Below are 16,696 nucleotides of genomic sequence, written 5' to 3' on the forward strand. Positions count from 1 at the left end.
TGCTTCCTTCATTCGAGATTCTGAACCTGCTCGCGCATCTGCTCGATGAGCAGCTTGAGCGTCATCGAGGCGTCCGCGAGTTCCTTCGCCGCCGCCTTCGAGCCGAGCGTGTTCGCTTCGCGGTTGAGCTCCTGCATCATGAAGTCGAGACGCTTGCCGACCCGGCCGCCCTTCTCGATCACGTGACGCGTTTCGTTCAGGTGCGCCGTGAGGCGCGAGAGCTCTTCGGCGATGTCGATGCGAATGCCATACATCGTCACTTCCTGGCGAATGCGCTCGGCGATTTCTTCGCGCGAGATGTTACCGATGCTGCCGCCGTTGCCGTTGCTGTCCGGCGCGGCGATGCCGAGCGCTTCCTGCAGGCGCTCGACGATCTTCTGCTGGTGCTTCGCGATCAGCTCCGGCACGAGCGGCGTGATGCGTGCGACGATCGCCTCCATTTCGGTCACGTTCGCGAGCAGCATGTTGGCGAGCTGCGCGCCTTCGCGCGCGCGCACTTCGATCAGGTCGGCGATGGCCTGCTTGCCACAGCCGAGCACGGCGTCGCGCAGCACCTCGGGCGCCACGCCGCTTTCCGCTAGCACGCCGGGCCAACGCAGGATCTCGCCCGTGCGCAGACGACCCGATTCGGGAAACGCTTCGAGCACCGCACGCTCGAGCCCGGCGAGCTGGTCGAGCGCATCGCGGTTGAGCGCGCCCGCATTGGCGCCCTGCTCGCTCTTCTGGATGTTGATGCGGATGTCGACCTTGCCGCGCGAGAGCTTCGTCATCAGCATTTCGCGCAGCGTGGGCTCGCACACGCGCACGTCTTCGGGCATGCGGAAATTCAGATCGAGAAAGCGCGAATTCACCGTGCGCAATTCGACGGAGACACTCGCGCCGCCCGTGCCCGAAGCCGCAGCAAGCTCGCGCGTGGCGCTGGCATAGCCGGTCATGCTGTAAATCATGGTTCGTCTCGCGAAGAAAGCCGTGGCGTCGTGCGCTGGGCGCGCGGGTCACGGCGAGGAAATCGAGGCGCCCGGCGTGTTGTCGCGAATGGACGAAAAGCGCGGGGCGGAGAAATCGCATTATCCCATTTTTGAGGGCGCGCCTTCGCAAGCGCGGGCTGCGCGGTCCGCCTGGCCGGGGCGACCCCGTTTTCGCGCTCCCGCCGCCTTCCGGCCGTGCCCGTCGCGAGGCGCGCGGAGGCGGTAAAATCACGGTTTCCCCTTCCCTCTCGTGCCCTCGCGCACCTTCACGATGACCCAATCCATCCAGCGCCCCTCCGGCCGCGCCGCCGACCAGCTTCGCGAAGTCCGTATCACCCGCAACTACACGAAGTACGCCGAAGGATCGGTCCTCGTCGAGTTCGGCGACACCAAGGTGCTGTGCACCGCGAGCGTGTCCGAAAGCGTGCCGCCGTTCCTGCGCGACAAGGGCCAGGGCTGGCTCACCGCCGAATACGGCATGCTGCCGCGCGCCACGCACACGCGCAGCGACCGCGAAGCCGCGCGCGGCAAGCAAACGGGCCGCACACAGGAAATCCAGCGCCTGATCGGCCGCGCGATGCGCGCCGTGTTCGACCTCGAAGCGCTGGGTGCGCGCACCATCAACATCGATTGCGACGTGCTGCAGGCCGATGGCGGCACGCGCACGGCGAGCATCACGGGCGCGTTCGTGGCGGCCCACGACGCCGTCTCGAAGCTGCTGGCCACGGGCCGCATCGAACGCTCGCCGATCTCCGACTACGTCGCCGCGATTTCGGTGGGCGTATACGACGGCGTGCCCGTGCTCGACCTCGACTACGACGAAGACTCGCAGTGTGACACCGACATGAACATCGTCATGACGGGCTCGGGCGGCATGGTCGAAGTCCAGGGCACAGCGGAAGGTGCGCCGTTCTCGCGAGAAGAACTGAATGCACTGCTCGATCTGGCGCAAAGCGGCATCCGCTCGCTGATCGAGAAGCAAAAGGCGGCGCTGGAGATTTCGCATGGCTGATCTACAGCCGGATTCAGCGGCTAAAACCGCGGCGGACGCGCTCTCGCGCGTCGTGCTCGCTTCGAACAACGCAGGCAAGCTGCGCGAGTTCGCGGCGCTGCTCGGCGCGGCCGGTATCGAGCTCGTGCCGCAAGGCACACTCAACGTGCCCGAGGCCGAGGAACCGCACCCCACCTTCGTGGAAAACGCGCTCGCCAAGGCACGCCACGCGGCGAAGCTCACGGGGCTGCCCGCGCTCGCCGACGACTCGGGCCTGTGCGTGCGCGCACTGCACGGCGCGCCGGGTGTGTATTCGGCGCGTTACGCGCAGCTTGCGGGGGGCGAGAAGAGCGACGCGGCGAACAACGCGCTGCTCGTCGCGAACCTGAGAGATCACGCGGATCGCCGCGGTTACTACTATTGCGTGCTCGCGCTCGTGCGCCATGCCGACGACCCCGAGCCGCTCATCGCCGAAGGCCGCTGGCACGGCGTAATACTCGACGTGCCGCGCGGCGACAACGGCTTCGGCTACGACCCTTACTTCTACATTCCGGAACTCGAGGCCACGGCCGCCGAGCTCGATCCGGCGCTCAAGAACGCGTCGAGCCATCGCGCCATCGCGCTGCGCCAACTGCTCGCGCGCCTCCAGGAGGAAGCGTGAGCCAGCAGCATCGAATCGGCATCGAAGTGGTCCAGTCGTTCACGATGCCTGGCAGCATTCGCCTCACGTCGCTGCCACCGCTCGCGCTCTACGTGCATTTTCCGTGGTGCGTGCGCAAGTGCCCGTATTGCGATTTCAACTCGCATGAATGGAAGGGCGAACGCTTCCCCGAAGACGATTACCTCGACGCGCTGCGCGCCGATCTCGAACAGGCGCTGCCGCTCGTTTGGGGGCGCCAGGTGCATACGGTGTTCATCGGCGGGGGCACGCCCAGCCTGCTTTCCGCGGCGGGTCTCGATCGACTGCTTTCGGACGTGCGCGCCCTGCTGCCGCTCGACGCTGACGCCGAGATCACGCTCGAAGCGAATCCAGGCACCTTCGAAGCCGCGAAGTTCGCGCAGTTTCGCGCGAGCGGCGTGAACCGGCTTTCGGTGGGCATCCAGAGCTTCAACGAGGCGCATCTGAAGGCGCTCGGACGCATTCACGACGCGGCGCAGGCGCGCCATGCGGTCGAGGTCGCGGCGAATACTTTCGACAACTTCAACCTCGACCTGATGTTCGCTCTGCCGCAGCAGACGCTCGCTGAATGCGAGGCCGACATCGAGACGGCGCTCTCGTTCAAGCCGCCGCATCTGTCGCTGTATCACCTGACGCTCGAGCCGAACACGCTGTTCGCCAAGTTTCCGCCCGCCCTGCCCGACGACGACCAGTCCGCCGACATGCAGGACTGGATTCACGAGCGCACGTCGGGCGCGGGATACGGACGCTATGAGGTTTCGGCTTACGCACAGCCGGATCGCCAATGCCGGCATAACCTTAACTACTGGCGCTTCGGCGACTATCTCGGGATCGGCGCCGGCGCGCATACGAAGCTCTCGTTTCCGAACCGTATCGTGCGCCAGGCGCGCTACAAGCATCCGGCGACCTTTATCGAGCAGGCGCGCGCGGGCACGCCGGTCCAGGAAGAGCACGAAGTGAGCGCGCGCGATTTGCCGTTCGAGTTCATGCTCAACGCGCTGCGGCTCGTGGAAGGGTTTCCGGTACATCGTTTCATCGAGCGCACGGGCCTGCCGATCACGACGATCGAGCCGGCGCTGCAGGAAGCGGAGCGGCGCGGCCTCATCACGCGCGATTACGAGAAGATCGCGCCGACCGAGTTGGGGCAGCGCTTCCTCAACGACTTGCAGGCGCTGTTCCTGAAAGACCCGCACTGAGGTCGACGCCGGTCGCCTGTGCGACTGCCGTCGCGCGTGCGTTTCGGGTTACAATGCGCGGCTTCGGAGGTGTGGCAGAGTGGTTGAATGCACCGGTCTTGAAAACCGGCGAAGGGGTAACCCTTCCGTGAGTTCGAATCTCACCGCCTCCGCCAATTCGTGAAACCTGGCGCGACTGAACGCCAGCGTGTCGTCAAGATGCCGGCCCTCAGGCCGAAACGCCATCGATCAACGAGATACCGCCCCTGCGCCACGCGAATATGCGTGGTCAGCATTGCACCCTCACTAATCAGGACTGCGAGTTATTTTGCGCTGGCAACTCATCTCGCGCCGAGCGTATGACACGCCAATCAACAATTAAAGGGTCAAACCCAAAAATCGCCCGGAAAATCGCGCTCAATTCACTAGGTGAAAACCCTAACCATGAGGTAAAATCCTACCCATTGATGGGAAAGATCGCCATGCCGCACCAATACCAACTGCTCGAGAAATTCGCGTTTTCGCTCGTCGTCCTGTTCGCCGTGATGTGCTCGAGCTACATCGCGTGGGAAAGCTCGCCCAATCTGCGTGACAACTTCCAGGTCGGCAAGGAGCTGTTCCTGAAGAGCGGCGAATACTCGTACGCCTGCGCAACCACCGCGGCCGATCCCTGCGCGCAGTTCCCGGTCGAATAAGCACCTCGAATACCCTCGCCGTTTCGCCAGTCCCGTGACTACGCGGGACAGTTCTGATTGCTTCCCGCTGCGTATCGTCTAAGCTCGATTCAGGTTCCGCTTCCGAGCTTGTTCGACATGCTCATCCGCGTCCAGTGGTCTTGCGGTTCGTCCGCACACAGCGCCTCCCTCGCACGGCGCCTCGGTCTGGTTTTGCTGCTCGCGATGCTCGGGTGCCTCGGCGCCTGCACGATCACGCCGCCGCCCAGGCCGCTTCTCGTCATTCCCCCCGCGGCGATCAATAGCGCCACACTCGACGACTACCGCACCACGGTGGCGAAACACATCGTCGAGCACAACCCGTCCTACGTTCTGCACGGCGCGCCCCAGGCCATGCTGCGCTCCCTCGTGGTCGTGTCGTTCACGGTCAATCGCAACGGCCAGATCGTGAAGTCGTCGGTTTACCGGACCAACGGCGACGACGAAGCCGAAGCCACTGCCCTCGCAACGTTGCGCCGCGCCGCGCCTCTGCCGCCGCCGCCGGGCGGCCTGCTCAATTCCGCGGGCCAGCTCGAGATGTTCGAGGACTGGCTCTTCAACGACAACGGCAAGTTCCAGTTGCGCACGCTCGCCTCGCCGCAGGCGCAGAACTACCAGTGACCAACGCGCTTCGCGCGATACCTGACGCGCGCGAGCCTGCTTACGCCCGCCTTGCTGCACGGCGCGCACGGTCGTTATAATTTTTCGCTATCCCCAGCCGGCGCCCGCCGGCCATACCTCTTGCCATGCGCCATCCGCGCGGCCGCGTGAGGCTCGACCGCGCTTTCGCCTTCTTGCGCCTATCGGCGCGCGCTTCGGCCGGTCGGGAATCAACGCGCACGGCCCGCGCTGTGCGTTGCATACTGGCGAAGCGTCGCCGCCTGACGGACGCTGCCGGAGCGTCGAGCATCAGGCACGCGCCCCGCTACGCTTCGAGCCTGAACAAAGACGCCCGCGCAAAGCCACGCAAGACTCAGGCGCAAGCGCGTCACAACGACTGGAGACCCTTGAATGTCCACCTCACCCATTTCGCCCGCGCGCGCCGATCAGGCAAACGCAGCGAAGCAGCAAAGCACCGCGCGCGTGATCTTTGCGAGCTTTATCGGCACCGCGATCGAGTTCTACGACTTCTATGTGTACGCAACGGCCGCCGCGCTCGTGATCGGCCCCGTGTTCTTCCCGCACGGTTCGGCTACGGCGCAGGCGCTCTCGGCGTTCGTCACTTTCGGCATTGCGTTCGTCGCGCGGCCGATCGGCTCGTTCATCTTCGGCCACTTCGGCGACCGCATCGGCCGTAAATCGACGCTGGTGGCGTCGCTGCTCGTCATGGGCCTCTCCACCACGCTGATCGGCTTCCTGCCCGGCTATGACGCGATTGGCAGCCTCGCGCCGATCCTGCTGTGCATCCTGCGCTTCGGCCAGGGCATTGGCCTCGGCGGCGAATGGGGCGGCGCCGCGCTCCTCGCGACGGAATACGCGCCGCAAGGCAAGCGCGGCTGGTTCGGCATGTTCCCGCAGCTCGGGCCGTCGGTGGGCTTTCTCGCCTCGAACGGCCTTTTCTTCGGCCTCGCTTCGACGCTCTCCGACCAGCAGTTCCGCGACTGGGGCTGGCGCGTGCCGTTCATCGTCTCGGCGGTGCTCGTCGCGCTCGGTCTGTACGTGCGCATGAAGATCGCCGAAACGCCCGCCTTCAAGGCCGCTGTCGAGCGCGAGGAACGTGTCAAGGTGCCGGTCGCGACGCTGCTCTCGCAGTACTGGTGGCCGACGCTGCTCGGCGCGCTCGCCATGGTCGTGTGCTACACGCTCTTCTACAACGCCACGGTGTTCTCGCTCTCGCACGGCGTGACGGCGCTCCACATTCCGCGCCCGACCTTCCTAGGGATGCTGTGCATCGCGGTGGTGTTCATGGGTATCGCGACGCCGATCTCGGCCTGGCTTTCCGACCGCTTCGGCCGCAAGCCCGTGCTGATCGTCGGCTGCATTCTGGCGATTCTCTCGGGCTTCACGATGGAGCCGCTGCTCGGCAGCGGTGCCACGCCGCTCGTGCTGCTCTTCCTCGTGATCCAGCTGTTCCTGATGGGCGCCACGTTCGCGCCGATGGGCGCGCTGTTGCCGGAGCTGTTCCCGACCAGCGTGCGCTACACGGGCGCGGGCGTGGCGTACAACCTGGGCGGCATTCTTGGCGCATCGGTTGCGCCGTATATCGCGCAGGTGCTGGCCGCGCGCGGCGGACTCTCGTGGGTCGGCGCGTATGTGTCGATCGCCGCCTGCGTGAGCCTGTTCGGTGTCCTGTGCATGCGCGAGACGCGCCATACGTCGCTCTCGTAACGCAACGCCGCAACAATGAAAAAGCGGAGGCCGCCAGGCGGTCTCCGCTTTTTTTATGCCTTTTTTGATCGCTTTGGGTACGCGCGAGGCGTGTCTATACTCGAATCAGCTAGCGGGGAGCGATCTCCCGGGGGAGCCGACGATGAACCTGCATCTGAGCAACGCCGACATTGTCCTGATCATCGCCCTCGCCCTGGGCATCTCGCTCCTGCTGGCGTTTCGCCTGCGCACCGCGAGCTGGCGTGCGGTCCTGCTCGAAGCGCTGGCCGCGAACGCCGCGGCAATTGCCGCGGTTATCGCGATTGAAATGCTGCTTGCCTGAAGGCTGCTGTGCCGCTGGTACCGTTGGTGCGGCACCGTCCGGCGGCGATCAGCGATAGTAATAGCCGTGATGGTAGCCGCCGCCGTAGTAGCCGCCGGCCGGCACCACGACGCAGCCGCCCAGCGAAGCCGCGAGCAATGCGCCGGCGATGAGGGTAAGCGTCAATCGTTTCACAGTGGTCTCTCCCTTCAAGTCAGTGTCTGTGTCCGGCCATGCGATGTCGGGCTGGACGGTTACGATTGAACACGACGGCGAAGGCGTGAGGCGTTGCAATTTGTAAGCAGCGGTATGGCCCGTGTAACAGCATCGGAGCGCAAAGCCTTTTGCACGCGCTGTCAGGCGCGCCCCTGCAATACAGGCACGACACTTTTAACAAGCTCGTAATGGGAAACGGCGGGGGAATGCCCGCCGCAACGCGCGTGGCGACCCGCCAAAATCAAGCGGCGTGAACGCGCGATGACGGCACGGACACGCCGCCGTCGCGCACCGGGTAGATGCGATCGACGGCATCGATCGCCACCTGCACGGGCGGCACGTGACGGCCATCGCCGATCGAGATCGAGCGATTGGGCGCACGCACGCCGCTGTGTTCGGCGTCGGTCGAAACGAAGACCATCACCGTCGGCTTGATGAGCGCGTGCGAGAGATGCACGAACCCCGTGTCGGTGCCGACCACGAGCGCGCAATCCTCGATGCGCTGTGCGACCTGAGAAACCGTGAGGCGCGGCAGCACCGTCGCGCCCGGGATGAGCGCCGCGATCTCGCGCGCCGTGGCGTGCTCGTTATCGGATCCCCACGGCAACTCGATACGCAGGCCACGCGCGATCAACGCATTGCCCAGTTCCCCCCAATGCGCGACCGGCCACTTCTTCTCGTCTTTCGAAGTCGCGTGAAAGAGCAGCGCCGTGGGCGCGTCAGGCGCGGGCAGCGCGGTGCCGTCGCGCGGAACGCGCATCTGGAATTCGGGCGGCGTGTCGACCGTATAGCCGAGCGCCTCGCCGGCGCTGATGCGCATGCCGTGCCACGCATCGCACTTCGGACGCGGCCCGAAACGGCCGTTGTACGCGAAGGCTGCGCCACGCTCGCCGAGGTCCTGCGTGAGATAGCCAAAGCGGCGCCGCCCGCGCGCGAGAAACGCGATGATCGCGCTCTTGTACACGCCGTGAATGTCGACGATGGCGTCGTAGCGGTAGGCGCGCAACTCCGAAATCGATGCCCAGATCGACTTGAAGTCGCTCCAGCGGCGCGCCTTCTTGAAACGGCGCAGCGGCGCGCAGAGCACGCGGTCGATGCCGGCATTCCAGCGCACGATATCGGCAAAGGCCTCATCGGCGGCCCAATCGACCTTCACGCCGGGGAAGGCGCGCTGCACGTCGGCCACGACCGGAAGCGCCTCGACGATATCGCCGAGCGAAGTCACTTTGACAATCAAAACTCGTTTCATTGTGCTGCGGGCCTCAGGGCCCGATATTCCAGTCTTCAAGGGATTGGCGGAGATTTTAGCGGACGAACCTTGCGCCAACCTGCGAATGAGCGATTCGGCACGAGCGAAATCTGTCCCTTTCTTACAGGTTCCCTGTGCGGCGTCGATAAAGTACGCCGCAAAACGCACCGGGCCCGACACGCCAATGCGTGTCGGGCCCGGTCGGGACGATCCGTCGAGGATCGATAGAAACGGTCGACGGCTAGTAGACGACGACCGGTGCGGGTCTCACGTACATGGGCCGCGCCGGCACGACGATGCAGCCCGCCAGCATAAGCGCGAGCACGGCCGCCGCGAGCAATTTTTTACTCATGATAGGGCTCCCCTCAGGCTTGAAGGATCAGGCGGCCCAGTGGCCTTCGACCCAGCGCCAGTTCGGGCCGTGCGCGATCCAGTGGCCCGGCACCCAGTGGTAGCCGACACGCTCGGCCTGCCAGTGGCCCCTCACCCACACGTACTGGCCGTGGTCCCAGCGCCAGTGGCCCTTGTCCCACACGTAGCCCACGCGCGGCGCCGGCGCGACTTCCACACGTTCGCCAGGCGGCGGCGCGCTCGGCTCGACCACGACGATTTCGGCAAGCGCCGGAGCCGCGACCGCGCAGGTGCCAGCGGCAACGATTGCGGCCTTGGCGATGAAGAGGCGAATGGAGTTGTTCATGTTGGCCACCCTTGATTGTTTGACGCCTGGATTGGCGTTACCCGATCAATGCGCGAGCACGGCGTTGCGCTGACAGCGGCGGTGTTACGGCGCGGGGTGATGTGAAACGGAATATTTCGGTAAGGCAGGCGACCGGGCCAAAGCACGGCGCACGAGAAGGGAAGGCGCGAAGGAACAGCGGGGCGATACGACGAACGACGCGCGCAGCGCAGTGGCTGCGCGCGTTGAAACTCAAGCCTGCGGAATCTCGATCTTGACCTCGAGCACTTCGAGATCGTCCTGACGTTCGAGGCTCACGCGAATGTCTTCATCGGAGATCTTCACGTACTTCGAGATCACCGCGACCAGTTCGCGTTGCAGGGCCGGCAGATAGTCGGCGGGCGGATGGCCGCCTGCGCGCTCGTGAGCAATGATGAGCTGCAGGCGTTCCTTCGCTACCGAGGCGGACTTCTTCTTCTCGCCGAGAAAAAACGAAAGAAACGACATGACGTTCGCCTCCCTTACTTGCTACCGAAGAGGCGCTGCAAGAGGCCCGGCTTCTGGTAATCGGTGAAGCGAAGCGACTTGTCCTCGCCGAGAAAGCGCGACACGACGTCCTTGTACGACTCGGCGACGTCGGTGCCGTCCAGATGCACTGCCGGCAGACCCTGGTTCGATGCGTGCAGCACCGCTTCCGATTCGGGAATCACGCCGATCAGTTCAATGCGCAGGATTTCCTGAATGTCGTTCAGCGAGAGCATTTCGCCTTCGCTCACGCGCTTCGGGTTGTAGCGGGTGATGAGCAGGTGCTCCTTGATCGGGTCCTTGCCTTCGATCGCACGCTTCGTCTTCGACGACAGCATGCCGAGGATACGGTCCGAGTCGCGCACGGAAGACACTTCCGGGTTCGTCACGATGAGCGCTTCGTCGGCGAAGTGCATCGCGAGCAGCGCGCCCGACTCGATGCCCGCGGGCGAATCGCACACGATGTACTCGAAGTCCATCTTGCGCAGGTCCTCGATCACCTTCTCCACGCCTTCTTTCGTGAGCGCGTCTTTATCGCGCGTTTGCGAGGCCGGGAGAATGAAGAGGTTTTCGCACTTCTTGTCCTTGATGAGCGCCTGATTGAGGTTCGCCTCACCCTGGATCACGTTGATCAGGTCGTACACGACGCGGCGCTCGCAACCCATGATGAGGTCGAGATTGCGCAGGCCCACGTCGAAGTCGATGACCGCGGTCTTGTGGCCGCGCAACGCGAGGCCCGATGCGAAACTCGCGCTCGTGGTCGTCTTGCCGACACCACCTTTGCCCGAAGTCACCACAATGATTTTTGCCATTCCCTTACCTTGCGTTCGTCAGTTTCTCAGTTTGGTCTCATCGCGTGCCGCTCATGCCCCTGATCGCCTGCGCACGACGCTCGAGCTGCGACTCAGGTGAGCCTCAACGGTTCGATCAACAGCTTTTCTTCCTCGAGCCGGATTTGCGCCGGCTTGCCCCGCACGTCGTCGGCGAGTGGAACTTCAGTCGTACGGTAGATGCCCGCAATCGAAATCAGTTCCGCCTCGAGGCTCGTGCAGAAAATGCGTGCGTCGTGGTTGCCGTGCACACCCGCGAGCGCGCGGCCGCGCAGCGGCGCGTAAATGTGGATGTTGCCCTCGGCGATCACTTCCGCGCCGTTGGATACGAGGCCGAGCACGACCACGTCGCCCTTCGCGTAGATGCGCTGGCCCGAGCGCAGCGGCCGGTCGATCACGAGCGTGGGTTCCGCGCGCGTGCCCGACGCGCCGGCGTCGAGGGCCGCCGCGGCACTCACCGTTGCCGCTGCGCTCGCTTCGGCGGCGGCCGGGTCCGTTTCGGCCGTAAAGAGTTCGGGCTGTGCAGCGGTGGCGTGCGGCGCGGCCGAACCGGTAGCGGATGCGCTCGCCGAAGCATTCGCTGCCTCGCCTTCGCTTGCGCCTTCTTCGGCGGCCGGCTTCGCGCCCGCGCCGCGGCGGTCGCGGGCCTCGAGGAACGGCAGGCCTGCCGCAGCGGCCCAGCTGTGTTGTTCAGGTTGCGCAACCACGCCTACCGGACGCATGCGCACGCTTTCGAGCAGGCGCGCGATGTCGCCGAGCGCGACCTGCTCGCCGTCGGCGAGACGCCGCACGTCGATCGCGACAGTGTCGTTCGCGAAGAATTCGGGCGTCGCCTCGAAGCGCCGCGTGAGCTCGGCGCGCATGGCGTCGAGCTCGGTCGTCTTGACCACGAACAGAAGCGTATCGACTGAACCGCTCTTCAGTTCAAAATATGGCGATTTCTTGGGCGACATGGCGTTCGGCTAAAAATTTTGCGTATTTTACAGGCGCGGACGCACACGGCCATTATTTTTAATGGTGTTTCGGTGTGACGTGCGGAGGGAAGCGAAACGCGCGCGACGCCGCACGCAGCGGCGCGAACGCGGGGCGTTACGGCGAGGAAGCGGACTTCGTATGCTCGCCGAGCGTGCGCATGAGCAGCGTTTCCCACTGCTCGGGCTGCTGCTGGCTGCGCGCGTGGTCGCCGGTGGCGACAAAGCCGAGGCGCTCGTAGAAGCGCATGGCCGTGGCGTTCGTATCGGTGATCCAGGCGTAGACCTGCGTGGCGCCTTCGCTCACGAGCCAGTCGATGGCGCTGTTCAGCAGCAGTTCGCCGCCGCTCAGATGACGCACCGCAGGCGCGACCCACAGCGCCGAGACGAACGCGCGGCGCGCCGGCGCGCTTTCGAAGCTCGCGCCGATCAGACCGGCCGGATGGCCCTCGGTATAGAGAATGAACGACGTGCCCGTGTGCGAGACCGCATGCCGGGCCGCCGCGGCGTCGAAAACGGCGACATCGGCGGATAGCGCGTCTTCGAGCGTGTCGCCGAATGCATAAGGCGCGTCGCGCAGCGAAGCTGTTCGAAGCTCGCGGAGCACGGCACCCTGATCGGCGGCGATACGGCGAACGGTCAGTGACGGACTCATGCAGTCGTAAACCCCAATAAAGCGCTAACGCGTAGCTTTAACCGAACTGGCTTGAGAGTCAAATCCTTATTTGACAATTGCCGGCACGCGACGCCCCGCGCGCGAGCCTTGACAGACGGCCCCAGAGGCCGCACAGCCACGCTCACGGGGCCTCGTAGGCGCCTGTGCCGTCCGGCCAGGGCGTGAGGAGTTCGTAGCCGTCGTCGGTAACCGCGACCATGTGTTCCCACTGCGCCGAAAGCGAGCGGTCCTTCGTGACGACCGTCCAGCCGTCGCGCTGCACCGATGTGCCGGCGCGGCCCGCGTTGACCATCGGCTCGATCGTGAAGACCATGCCCGGCTTCAGGCGCACGCCCTGCCCCGGCTGGCCGTAGTGCAGCACCTGCGGTTCCTCGTGGTAGACCTTGCCGATGCCGTGGCCGCAGTACTCGCGCACGATCGAGAAGCCGTCCGCCTGGGCGCGCTTCTGGATGGCGTTGCCGACGTCGCCGAGCGTCGCCCCCGGCTTCACCTGGCGGATGCCCGCGAGCATCGCCTCGTAGGTCGTGTCGATCAGCTGGCGACCCACCGAACTCGGCGTGCCGACGCAGTACATGCGGCTCGTGTCCCCGAAATAGCCGTCCTTGATCACGGCCACGTCGATGTTGATGATGTCGCCGTCCTTGAGCACCTCGCCGCGATTCGGAATGCCGTGGCAGACCACGGAATTGACGGACGTGCAGATCGTCTTCGGAAAGCCGAGGTAGCCGACATTGGCCGGCACGGCCTTGAGCGTGTTGACGATGTAGTCGTTGCAGATCGCGTCGAGGTCGTCGGTGGAGACGCCCGGCTTCACGTGCTCGCCGATCATCGCGAGCACGTCGGCGGCGAGCCGGCCCGAAATGCGCAGGCGGGCGAGATCATCGGCAGACTTGTAGGTGATAGGCATCGATGGACCGGAGTGGGCGCGGCGGTGACAGAGAAGCCTGCGCCGCAATTCAAAGGAGCGATTGTACCGGCGCTGCGGCGTCGCCAGCGCAGCAACCCGCAGCAATCTGTGTCATCCCGATGACGCCGGACGCCGAATTTTCAGAGATCTCCGATCGTTCGAGCAAAAGCCGCCGTCAAGAATGAGAAATATCTTACATCGCGCGCTGGCAGTCCGATCATGACCCCAAGCGCAAGTGAATGCGCGCGCCGGCCTGCATGCCGGAACTCGAGCAGAAAAGCAAAAACCCCTGCAGCGGGTAAGCATGCAGGGGTTTTCTGAATCTGGCGGAGAGGGTGGGATTCGAACCCACGGTACGGGGAAACCGTACGCCTGATTTCGAGTCAGGTACATTCGACCACTCTGCCACCTCTCCGGTGTACGGCTCTTTACTGCTTCCCCGGTGTTGGTCGGCAACCGGAGAAGCGAAGATTATAGAACATTTTTTGACTTCTGCAAGCCCTCATCGGAAAAAAGTTTCGAGGGCAAGGAATCACATGTCCTGCGCGCGAGACAGCGCCTCAGGCGCCGGCTTCGAGACGCGCCACGCCGCCCATATACGGCCGCAGCACCTCCGGCACGGCGACCGAGCCATCGGCTTCCTGATAGTTCTCCAGCACGGCAACCAGCGTGCGGCCGACGGCGAGGCCCGAGCCGTTGAGCGTGTGCACGAGTTCCGGCTTGCCCTGCGCGTTGCGATAGCGCGCCTGCATGCGGCGCGCCTGGAACGCTTCCGTGTTCGAGCAGCTCGAAATTTCGCGATACGTGTTCTGCGCAGGCAGCCACACTTCGAGGTCATACGTCTTGGTGGCCGAGAAACCCATGTCGCCCGTGCACAGCGTGATGACGCGATACGGCAGGCCGAGCTTCTGCAGGATGGTTTCCGCGTGGACGACCATCTGCTCGAGCGCGTCGTACGACGTTTCGGGCGCAACGATCTGCACCATCTCGACCTTATCGAACTGGTGCTGACGGATCATGCCGCGCGTGTCGCGGCCATACGAACCGGCTTCCGAGCGGAAGCACGGCGAATGCGCCGTGAGCTTGATCGGCAGCGCGCTGCCTTCCACGATGCTCTCGCGCACGGTGTTCGTGAGCGAGATTTCCGAGGTCGAAATGAGGTACTGGGTGACCGTGTTTTCGCCGCCGCCCTTTTCCACGCGGAACATGTCGTCGGCGAACTTGGGCAGCTGGCCCGTGCCGTACAGAATTTCCGGGTTGACGATGTAGGGCGTGTACGTTTCCGTGTAGCCGTGGTGGAGCGTGTGGGTGTCGATCATGAACTGCGCGAGCGCGCGGTGCAGACGCGCGATCTGGCCGCGCAGCATCGTGAAGCGGGCGCCCGAGAGCTTCGCGCCCGTTTCGAAGTCCAGACCCAGCGGCGTACCGACGTCCACGTGATCCTTCACCTCGAAGTCGAACGCGCGCGGCGTGCCCCAGCGGCGCACTTCCACGTTGTCGGCCTCGTCCTTGCCCGCGGGCACGCTTTCGTGCGGCAGGTTCGGCACGCCGAGCAGCAGGTCCGAGAGCTTCGACTGGATCTCGTCGAGCTTGGCCGCCGACGTCTTCATCTCGTCGCCGATGCCGCCCACTTCGGCCATGACCGCCGAGGTGTCCTCGCCACGGCCTTTCATCGCGCCGATCTGCTTCGACAGGCTGTTGCGGCGCGCCTGGAGCTCTTCGGTGCGGGTCTGGATGGCGCGGCGTTCCGCTTCGAGCGCGGAGAAGGCCGCGACGTCGAGGGTGTAGCCGCGGTCGGCGAGGCGCTTCGCGACGCCGTCGAGGTCTTTGCGCAGCAGCTGGATGTCGAGCATGGGATTGTGAGACGCAGTGTCGTTGTGTGAAGGGACGATTTTAGCGCACCGGCCGCGCCATCCCGGCGCGGCGGGCATCGCCGTTGTTCGGGGCGATTCAGCCCTTGCGCTTCCTCTCGCGGATGTCCTCGCGGTGCTCCTCGCGCCAGTGCGCGTCGAGGTCGGCCAGGCGCGCGAGCTTTTCGCCGATCTTGCCCTCGAGCCCGCGCGGCGTGGGCTGATACCAGCGCGGCTCGCGCATGCCGTCGGGCAGATAGGTCTCGCCGGCTGCGTAGGCGTCGGGTTCGTCGTGCGCGTAGCGATATTCGTGACCGTAGCCCAGCTCCTTCATCAGCTTCGTCGGCGCATTGCGCAGATGGATGGGCACCGCGCGCGACTGGTCCTTGCTCACGAAGCGCCGCGCCTCGTTATAGGCGTTGTAGCCCGCGTTCGACTTCGGCGCGACGGCCAGATAGATCACGGCCTGCGCGAGCGCGAGTTCGCCTTCGGGCGAACCGAGGCGCTCGTAGGTTTCAGCGGCATCGAGCGTGATGCGCCCGGCGCGCGGGTCGGCCAGGCCGATGTCCTCCCACGCCATGCGCACGATGCGCCGCGCGAGATAGCGCGGGTCCGCGCCGCCGTCGAGCATGCGGCAGAACCAGTAGAGCGCGCCGTCCGGATTGCTGCCGCGCACCGACTTGTGCAGCGCGCTGATCTGGTCGTAGAAGGCGTCGCCGCCCTTGTCGAAGCGGCGCAGGTTCTCCGCCAGCGCGCTGCCGAGCAGTTCGCCGTCGATCTCGGTCTTCTTCTGCTGGGCGGCCGCGCGCGCGACGATTTCGAGGTTGTTCAGGAGCTTGCGCCCGTCGCCGTCGGCGGAACCGATCAACGCCTTCTTCGCTTCATCCGTGAAAGTCAGGCCGCCCAGTTCCTCGCTCGCGCGCGCGAGCAGTTCGCCCTGCTCTTCCTCGTCGAGGCTCTTGAGCACGTACACGGCGGCGCGGGACAGCAGTGCGCTGTTCACCTCGAACGACGGGTTTTCCGTCGTCGCGCCGACGAACACGAAGAGGCCCGACTCCACGTGCGGCAGGAAGGCGTCTTGCTGGCTCTTGTTGAAGCGATGGACTTCGTCGACGAACACGAGCGTCTGGTGGCCATGTGCGCGATGCAGTTGCGCCTGCTCCACGGCCTCGCGGATGTCCTTCACGCCCGAAAGCACCGCCGAGAGCGCAATGAATTCGGCGTGGAAGGCATCGGCCATGAGGCGCGCGAGCGTGGTCTTGCCCACGCCCGGCGGCCCCCAGAGAATCATCGAATGCGCTTCGCCGGACTCGAACGCGACGCGCAGCGGCTTGTTGGGCCCGAGCAGATGCTTCTGGCCGATGACCTCGTCGATGGAGCGCGGGCGCAGCCGTTCGGCGAGCGGGACGTTGGCACGGGTTTCTTCAAACATGACGTTTTCGCGATAATGACGGCTTTCCGGCTGGCCGCACATGTGCGGCAAATTCGGTGGCAGATTCGGGGACACAGCGCCCCGCTCCACAAAACGGCGCGCCGCACCGGATGCAGTCGTGCATTATGACAGCGTGCGCCGCGGCGCGAAGCGCGGGCCGAGCTGCTGAAGCCAACGCACCCGGACAAAACAGACAAAACAGACGATAC

Annotated in this window: 18 protein-coding genes and 2 tRNA genes; 8 read left to right on the forward strand and 12 right to left on the reverse strand. The window is 65.0% G+C overall.

From position 1 onward, the window contains the following. Nucleotides 1–8 precede the first annotated feature (8 nt). Nucleotides 9–947, reverse strand: a complete 939-nt coding sequence (locus AB4Y36_RS01620; protein WP_069262677.1) for a YicC family protein — start codon at nucleotides 945–947, stop codon at nucleotides 9–11. A 292-nt stretch (nucleotides 948–1,239) separates the two neighbouring features. On the opposite strand from AB4Y36_RS01620, the gene rph reads away from it, so the two are divergent. The 8 genes from rph to AB4Y36_RS01660 all read left to right on the forward strand — a co-directional run bounded on the left by rph (nucleotide 1,240) and on the right by AB4Y36_RS01660 (nucleotide 7,176). Beyond that, on the forward strand, nucleotides 1,240–1,980 hold the full coding sequence (rph, locus tag AB4Y36_RS01625; protein WP_069262678.1) for a ribonuclease PH: 741 nt from the start codon (nucleotides 1,240–1,242) through the stop codon (nucleotides 1,978–1,980). Next, nucleotides 1,973–2,620: an RdgB/HAM1 family non-canonical purine NTP pyrophosphatase gene (gene rdgB / locus AB4Y36_RS01630; protein WP_069262679.1), complete on the forward strand. Its 648-nt coding sequence runs from the start codon at nucleotides 1,973–1,975 to the stop codon at nucleotides 2,618–2,620. The genes rph and rdgB overlap by 8 nt, the downstream gene beginning before the upstream one ends. Nucleotides 2,621–2,664: 44 nt before the next feature. Further along, on the forward strand, nucleotides 2,665–3,834 hold the full coding sequence (hemW, locus tag AB4Y36_RS01635) for a radical SAM family heme chaperone HemW (protein ID WP_368682291.1): 1,170 nt from the start codon (nucleotides 2,665–2,667) through the stop codon (nucleotides 3,832–3,834). Between the two features lie 65 nt (nucleotides 3,835–3,899). Then, nucleotides 3,900–3,989: transfer RNA gene (locus AB4Y36_RS01640), tRNA-Ser, on the forward strand. Between the two features lie 306 nt (nucleotides 3,990–4,295). Beyond that, complete coding sequence (locus AB4Y36_RS01645) at nucleotides 4,296–4,508, forward strand: hypothetical protein (RefSeq protein WP_028205175.1); 213 nt, start codon at nucleotides 4,296–4,298, stop codon at nucleotides 4,506–4,508. A gap of 204 nt (nucleotides 4,509–4,712) precedes the next feature. Continuing rightward, entirely contained in the window at nucleotides 4,713–5,147 is a 435-nt protein-coding gene (locus tag AB4Y36_RS01650) for a TonB family protein (RefSeq protein ID WP_256094568.1), read from the forward strand. 390 nt (nucleotides 5,148–5,537) lie between these two features. Then, complete coding sequence (locus AB4Y36_RS01655; RefSeq protein ID WP_069262692.1) at nucleotides 5,538–6,854, forward strand: MFS transporter; 1,317 nt, start codon at nucleotides 5,538–5,540, stop codon at nucleotides 6,852–6,854. Between the two features lie 142 nt (nucleotides 6,855–6,996). Next, nucleotides 6,997–7,176, forward strand: coding sequence for a hypothetical protein (locus AB4Y36_RS01660; RefSeq protein ID WP_069262693.1), 180 nt, complete (start codon nucleotides 6,997–6,999; stop codon nucleotides 7,174–7,176). A gap of 48 nt (nucleotides 7,177–7,224) precedes the next feature. On the opposite strand, the gene AB4Y36_RS01665 is transcribed toward AB4Y36_RS01660, so the two are convergent. From AB4Y36_RS01665 to AB4Y36_RS01715, 11 genes are all read right to left on the reverse strand, one after another. Further along, complete coding sequence (locus tag AB4Y36_RS01665; protein WP_256094537.1) at nucleotides 7,225–7,350, reverse strand: hypothetical protein; 126 nt, start codon at nucleotides 7,348–7,350, stop codon at nucleotides 7,225–7,227. A gap of 262 nt (nucleotides 7,351–7,612) precedes the next feature. Beyond that, nucleotides 7,613–8,620 carry a lipopolysaccharide heptosyltransferase I gene (gene waaC / locus AB4Y36_RS01670; RefSeq protein ID WP_069262694.1) on the reverse strand — a complete coding sequence of 336 codons (1,008 nt, stop codon included), beginning with the start codon at nucleotides 8,618–8,620 and terminating at the stop codon, nucleotides 7,613–7,615. Nucleotides 8,621–8,999: 379 nt separating this feature from the next. Beyond that, entirely contained in the window at nucleotides 9,000–9,317 is a 318-nt protein-coding gene (locus AB4Y36_RS01675) for a YXWGXW repeat-containing protein (protein WP_368682169.1), read from the reverse strand. Nucleotides 9,318–9,548: 231 nt separating this feature from the next. Beyond that, a complete protein-coding gene (minE, locus tag AB4Y36_RS01680) occupies nucleotides 9,549–9,803 on the reverse strand; it encodes a cell division topological specificity factor MinE (protein WP_027795398.1) in 255 nt (84 codons plus the stop codon). A 14-nt stretch (nucleotides 9,804–9,817) separates the two neighbouring features. Next, the gene (gene minD, locus AB4Y36_RS01685; RefSeq protein WP_042260914.1) at nucleotides 9,818–10,633 is read right to left on the reverse strand and encodes a septum site-determining protein MinD; all 816 of its coding nucleotides are present in this window, start codon (nucleotides 10,631–10,633) and stop codon (nucleotides 9,818–9,820) included. 92 nt (nucleotides 10,634–10,725) lie between these two features. After that, entirely contained in the window at nucleotides 10,726–11,604 is an 879-nt protein-coding gene (gene minC / locus AB4Y36_RS01690) for a septum site-determining protein MinC (RefSeq protein ID WP_368603991.1), read from the reverse strand. Nucleotides 11,605–11,740: 136 nt separating this feature from the next. Further along, nucleotides 11,741–12,277 carry a GNAT family N-acetyltransferase gene (locus tag AB4Y36_RS01695; protein WP_069262697.1) on the reverse strand — a complete coding sequence of 179 codons (537 nt, stop codon included), beginning with the start codon at nucleotides 12,275–12,277 and terminating at the stop codon, nucleotides 11,741–11,743. 142 nt (nucleotides 12,278–12,419) lie between these two features. Then, nucleotides 12,420–13,205, reverse strand: coding sequence for a type I methionyl aminopeptidase (gene map / locus AB4Y36_RS01700; protein ID WP_069262698.1), 786 nt, complete (start codon nucleotides 13,203–13,205; stop codon nucleotides 12,420–12,422). 324 nt (nucleotides 13,206–13,529) lie between these two features. Then, nucleotides 13,530–13,620, reverse strand: a tRNA-Ser gene (locus AB4Y36_RS01705). A 145-nt stretch (nucleotides 13,621–13,765) separates the two neighbouring features. After that, nucleotides 13,766–15,058, reverse strand: a complete 1,293-nt coding sequence (gene serS / locus AB4Y36_RS01710) for a serine--tRNA ligase (RefSeq protein WP_069262699.1) — start codon at nucleotides 15,056–15,058, stop codon at nucleotides 13,766–13,768. Between the two features lie 97 nt (nucleotides 15,059–15,155). Continuing rightward, complete coding sequence (locus AB4Y36_RS01715) at nucleotides 15,156–16,487, reverse strand: replication-associated recombination protein A (RefSeq protein ID WP_368682170.1); 1,332 nt, start codon at nucleotides 16,485–16,487, stop codon at nucleotides 15,156–15,158. Between the last annotated feature and the right edge of the window lie 209 nt (nucleotides 16,488–16,696).

It is taken from the genome of Paraburkholderia sp. BR10936 (assembly GCF_040965735.1).
Classification (GTDB): Bacteria; Pseudomonadota; Gammaproteobacteria; order Burkholderiales; family Burkholderiaceae; genus Paraburkholderia; species Paraburkholderia nodosa_A.

What these genes read in the sequence shown, in the direction of transcription:
- AB4Y36_RS01655 (WP_069262692.1), top strand. Translation starts at nt 5,538, where the DNA reads ATGTCCACCTCACCCATTTCGCCCGCGCGCGCCGATCAGGCAAACGCA.
- serS (WP_069262699.1), bottom strand. Translation starts at nt 15,058, where the DNA reads ATGCTCGACATCCAGCTGCTGCGCAAAGACCTCGACGGCGTCGCGAAG.
- map (WP_069262698.1), bottom strand. Translation starts at nt 13,205, where the DNA reads ATGCCTATCACCTACAAGTCTGCCGATGATCTCGCCCGCCTGCGCATT.
- waaC (WP_069262694.1), bottom strand. Translation starts at nt 8,620, where the DNA reads ATGAAACGAGTTTTGATTGTCAAAGTGACTTCGCTCGGCGATATCGTC.
- AB4Y36_RS01645 (WP_028205175.1), top strand. Translation starts at nt 4,296, where the DNA reads ATGCCGCACCAATACCAACTGCTCGAGAAATTCGCGTTTTCGCTCGTC.
- AB4Y36_RS01660 (WP_069262693.1), top strand. Translation starts at nt 6,997, where the DNA reads ATGAACCTGCATCTGAGCAACGCCGACATTGTCCTGATCATCGCCCTC.
- rph (WP_069262678.1), top strand. Translation starts at nt 1,240, where the DNA reads ATGACCCAATCCATCCAGCGCCCCTCCGGCCGCGCCGCCGACCAGCTT.
- minC (WP_368603991.1), bottom strand. Translation starts at nt 11,604, where the DNA reads ATGTCGCCCAAGAAATCGCCATATTTTGAACTGAAGAGCGGTTCAGTC.
- AB4Y36_RS01715 (WP_368682170.1), bottom strand. Translation starts at nt 16,487, where the DNA reads ATGTTTGAAGAAACCCGTGCCAACGTCCCGCTCGCCGAACGGCTGCGC.
- AB4Y36_RS01675 (WP_368682169.1), bottom strand. Translation starts at nt 9,317, where the DNA reads ATGAACAACTCCATTCGCCTCTTCATCGCCAAGGCCGCAATCGTTGCC.
- minE (WP_027795398.1), bottom strand. Translation starts at nt 9,803, where the DNA reads ATGTCGTTTCTTTCGTTTTTTCTCGGCGAGAAGAAGAAGTCCGCCTCG.
- minD (WP_042260914.1), bottom strand. Translation starts at nt 10,633, where the DNA reads ATGGCAAAAATCATTGTGGTGACTTCGGGCAAAGGTGGTGTCGGCAAG.
- AB4Y36_RS01620 (WP_069262677.1), bottom strand. Translation starts at nt 947, where the DNA reads ATGATTTACAGCATGACCGGCTATGCCAGCGCCACGCGCGAGCTTGCT.
- rdgB (WP_069262679.1), top strand. Translation starts at nt 1,973, where the DNA reads ATGGCTGATCTACAGCCGGATTCAGCGGCTAAAACCGCGGCGGACGCG.
- hemW (WP_368682291.1), top strand. Translation starts at nt 2,665, where the DNA reads ATGCCTGGCAGCATTCGCCTCACGTCGCTGCCACCGCTCGCGCTCTAC.
- AB4Y36_RS01650 (WP_256094568.1), top strand. Translation starts at nt 4,713, where the DNA reads ATGCTCGGGTGCCTCGGCGCCTGCACGATCACGCCGCCGCCCAGGCCG.
- AB4Y36_RS01695 (WP_069262697.1), bottom strand. Translation starts at nt 12,277, where the DNA reads ATGAGTCCGTCACTGACCGTTCGCCGTATCGCCGCCGATCAGGGTGCC.